This window comes from Nocardioides sp. CPCC 206348 (assembly GCF_048654705.1).
In the GTDB taxonomy this organism is placed as follows: domain Bacteria; phylum Actinomycetota; class Actinomycetes; order Propionibacteriales; family Nocardioidaceae; genus Nocardioides.
Genome location: NZ_JBMCZA010000191.1, coordinates 35,169 through 38,392 on the forward strand (window position 1 = coordinate 35,169; position 3,224 = coordinate 38,392).

The window sequence follows — 3,224 nt, forward strand, 5'->3', positions numbered from 1 at the left end:
TCCCCACCCGCGGGTCGTTGCTTCGCGCGATCCCGTTGTGGTCACGGGCATCCTTCTTCACGACGGTCAGCGCCGGCGCCGGCTTCGTGTGTGCGGCGTCGAGGAAGGCGATCCCGCCCGAGCCGCCCAGGTAGCTGACGAGCTGGCTCGCGGCCTTGCCGTCGTAGTCCGGGTCGTCGAGGGTGATCTTGCAGCTCGACCCGCCGAAGCCGAGCCCGGAGTACGCCAGCACCACGTAGCCGCGCTCGGCGAAGGCAGCCGCAGGGGTGGCCTGGTCGTCCTTCGAGCCACCGAAGCCGTTCGTGGTGAGCACCGCCGGCATTCGGTTGGTGGCGCTGGCGGCGTTCGGGACGTAGAGGTCACCGACGATGTCGCAGACCTGGTTGTTCGCCGGTCCGACGACCACCTTGAAGTACAAGGTGGTCTTCACGAAGGGCGTCGCGGCCGCGGCCGGGCCGCCGGCGACTCCCGAGGCAAGCGGTGCCAGGACCGCGAGCAGGACGAGCGTGGCCAGGCTGCTGAGGGTGCGCTTCACGCAAGTAGAACGAGTTGCACGTGACGCCCGTTACGCCGACCGGGACGGCTCAGTGGTTGTTGGTGGTGACCAGGGCGGCGCCGAGGCCGACCATCATCACGCCACCCGCAGCACCCAGCGTGTCGAGGCGCTCGGGCTTGCGCGCGAACCAGTCGCGGGCGCGACTCGCGGCCAGCGCCCAACAGGTGTCGGAGGCGATGGCCATCACGCCGAACAGCACGCCGAGGAGCACCAGCTGGGGCGCAGCCGCGGCCGAGGAGTCGATGAACTGCGGCAGGAACGCCACGAAGAACACGATGGTCTTCGGGTTGGTCGCACCCACCACGAACCCGGTGCGCACCGACCTGAGGTCACCGGCCGGGGTGCCACCGCCCACGCCCGCCTGCGCGAGCGCGGCCCGCGCATCCGCACGGTGCCGGATCGCCTGGACGCCGAGGTAGACGACGTAGGCCGCGCCCACGAGCTTGATGATCGTGAAGGCGGTGGCCGACGCAGCCACGACCGCGCCCAGTCCGAGCGCGACGAGCACGACCTGGGCCACCAGGCCGAGGGCATTGCCCACGACCGAGAGCAGCGCGTCGCGGCGGCCGACCGTGAGAGCCCGGCCGATCGTGAACAGGAGGCTCGGTCCCGGCACCTGGATGAACAGGATCGACGCGATCGCGAAGGCGGCGAGCTGGCTGGACGAGGGCATGAGCAAGTATCCGTCACCGCTCACGAGATCGCGACTTCGTTTCCCTCAGCCGCCGATGGTCGGGGCCGAAGGGTCCCCCATGACGACCTGTCCGCCGTGGTGCGTCACCAGCGCCGAGGAGCACGCGAACGAGGACCCGGGTTCCCGCCTGCACGAAGGCCCCACCTTCGGCCTGATCCGGACCTGGTGGCTCGAGGGCCCGACCAGCACCTTCACGGCGACGGTCATCGAGTCGCCGTACGGCGAGCTCAGCACCGACGACCTCCGCCAGCTGGCGACCGACACCCTCGACGCAGCGATGTGGATGGACCGCCAGGCGAGCTCGGGGACGCTCGGCCAAGACGTCTCCGTCGTCGAGCTGGTACGACGCGCGCACCGCCAGGCCACGCGCTCGGCCTGAGCCGCCGGAGTCGCCGCGCGCTCAGCGCCGCTTGGACAACCGCGCGAACAGCCGCGCGAGCAGACCGGGCTTGCGTTCGCCCGCCGGCTTCGGGCTGGAAGCCGGCAGCTTGTAGCTGCCGATCTGGATGCCATCGGTTCCATTGGCACGCACCGGCGCCTCGACCTTGCCCTTGGTGACGCGCACCTTCCGCGCATCGCTCCAGATCCCGCTGCCGAGCCCTGTGTCCTTGGTCATGCCCCATGGTGACACCGCGCGCCTAGTGTGTCGGCATGTCTGATCTCGAACAGTCCGTCCGGATCGCCGCTCCGCCGGCGCGTGTGTGGGAACTCGTCAGTGACGTCTGCCGGATGCCCGAGTGGAGCCCGCAGGTGACGTCGACCCGGTTGCGCTCCGGATTCGATCTCGGCCTCGGCGCCGAGTTCACCAACCGCAACCGCGAGGGCGAGCTGGAATGGACGACGCACGCCGAGATCGTCAGCTTCGATCCGGAGCGCGAGCTGTCCTTCAAGGTCGCGGAGAACTGGGCCATCTGGTCGTTCCGCCTCCAGGCCGACGGCGAGGGCACCCTGCTCACGCAGACCCGCGACACCCCGGACGGCATCTCGGACCTGTCGCGCGAGCTGACCGACGGGTTCTTCGGCGGCCAGGAGTCGTTCCTGGAGACCCTGAACGCCGGCGTGCAGCAGACGCTCGAGCGGATCAAGGCAGCCGCCGAGGCCTGACCCCTCAGGCCTGACCCGTCCGGGCGGGGCTCACCGCGCCGCGAACCGCTCCCAGGTCGCGCCGCCGTCGGTGGTCCGCCACACCTCGCCGGGGCCCTTCCCGGGCACCCACACCACCGGACCGTCGACGTACTCGAAGGCGAGGGCGCCGATGTCACTCTGGTCGGAGATCTCGGGGTGGTTGCTGGTGACCTTCTCCAGCGCTCCCCCGACGACGCGCCACACGCCGGCGTCCACGAGCCGGTCCTCGGAGTTCCAGCGACTCGCGAGGACGCGGATCTCGCCGTCCTCGTTCCACGCACCACCCAGGGTGACGTGGTCGCCGTCCTTCTCCGCCTCCGTCCGGGTCCACTGCGCAGGGGCCGCTGCGCTCGCCGTACGGATCGCCACGAAGGGGAACAACGTGGCACCGTCGCCGCCCTCGAAGATCGCGTGGTCCTGCCCGATGGCCGACTGGACCACCAGCGGCGGGAACTCGCCCGGGCCCGGGTCGGCGTCCTGCCAGGTCGCGCCACCGTCGTCGGACCAGTGGTAGGCGAGCCCGTCGCCGTACACGAAGCCGGCCAGCCGGTTGCCGAAGGACTGGAGGCTGTCGAGGGCGGCGGGCACGGGGACGGTGTGTGCCTCTCCGTCAGCGCTGACCGCCACCAGCGAGGATCCACCCGTCTCCGGGACCAGCACGAACGGGACCTCACCGGCGCCCACGGGCGATTCGTCGAGGGACACGTCGATCGGGTCTCCGACGTCATCGCCGTCGATGATCCGCAACGCGGCGCCCTCCCAGCCCTCGCGGAGGACGAAGGTGCCGTCGGCGACGGGCGTGACGCTCGAGCCGCTGGGCACGGCCCGCAGGGAACGCGTGGCGAACCC

6 protein-coding genes are annotated in these 3,224 nt (G+C 70.8%); 2 read left to right on the top strand and 4 right to left on the bottom strand.

The window, feature by feature from the left end; all coding sequences use genetic code 11:
* On the bottom strand, positions 1 to 535 hold a 535-nt coding region (locus ACOADB_RS16575; RefSeq protein ID WP_378600781.1), incomplete at its 3' end, for a CocE/NonD family hydrolase.
* 49 nt (positions 536 to 584) lie between these two features.
* Positions 585 to 1,229 (bottom strand): LysE family translocator, encoded by a 645-nt coding sequence (locus ACOADB_RS16580; protein ID WP_378600784.1) that lies wholly within the window; start codon positions 1,227 to 1,229, stop codon positions 585 to 587.
* A 79-nt stretch (positions 1,230 to 1,308) separates the two neighbouring features.
* On the opposite strand from ACOADB_RS16580, the gene ACOADB_RS16585 reads away from it, so the two are divergent.
* On the top strand, positions 1,309 to 1,629 hold the full coding sequence (locus tag ACOADB_RS16585; protein WP_378600786.1) for a hypothetical protein: 321 nt from the start codon (positions 1,309 to 1,311) through the stop codon (positions 1,627 to 1,629).
* A gap of 21 nt (positions 1,630 to 1,650) precedes the next feature.
* Here ACOADB_RS16585 and ACOADB_RS16590 read toward each other — a convergent pair whose 3' ends face one another.
* Positions 1,651 to 1,866, bottom strand: coding sequence for a hypothetical protein (locus ACOADB_RS16590; protein WP_378600789.1), 216 nt, complete (start codon positions 1,864 to 1,866; stop codon positions 1,651 to 1,653).
* Positions 1,867 to 1,901: 35 nt separating this feature from the next.
* Here ACOADB_RS16590 and ACOADB_RS16595 point away from each other — a divergent pair, with 35 nt between their 5' ends.
* Positions 1,902 to 2,354, top strand: coding sequence for an SRPBCC family protein (locus ACOADB_RS16595; protein ID WP_378600791.1), 453 nt, complete (start codon positions 1,902 to 1,904; stop codon positions 2,352 to 2,354).
* Between the two features lie 30 nt (positions 2,355 to 2,384).
* On the opposite strand, the gene ACOADB_RS16600 is transcribed toward ACOADB_RS16595, so the two are convergent.
* Positions 2,385 to 3,224 (bottom strand): hypothetical protein (locus ACOADB_RS16600; protein WP_378600794.1); only part of this gene is annotated, 840 nt, incomplete at its 5' end.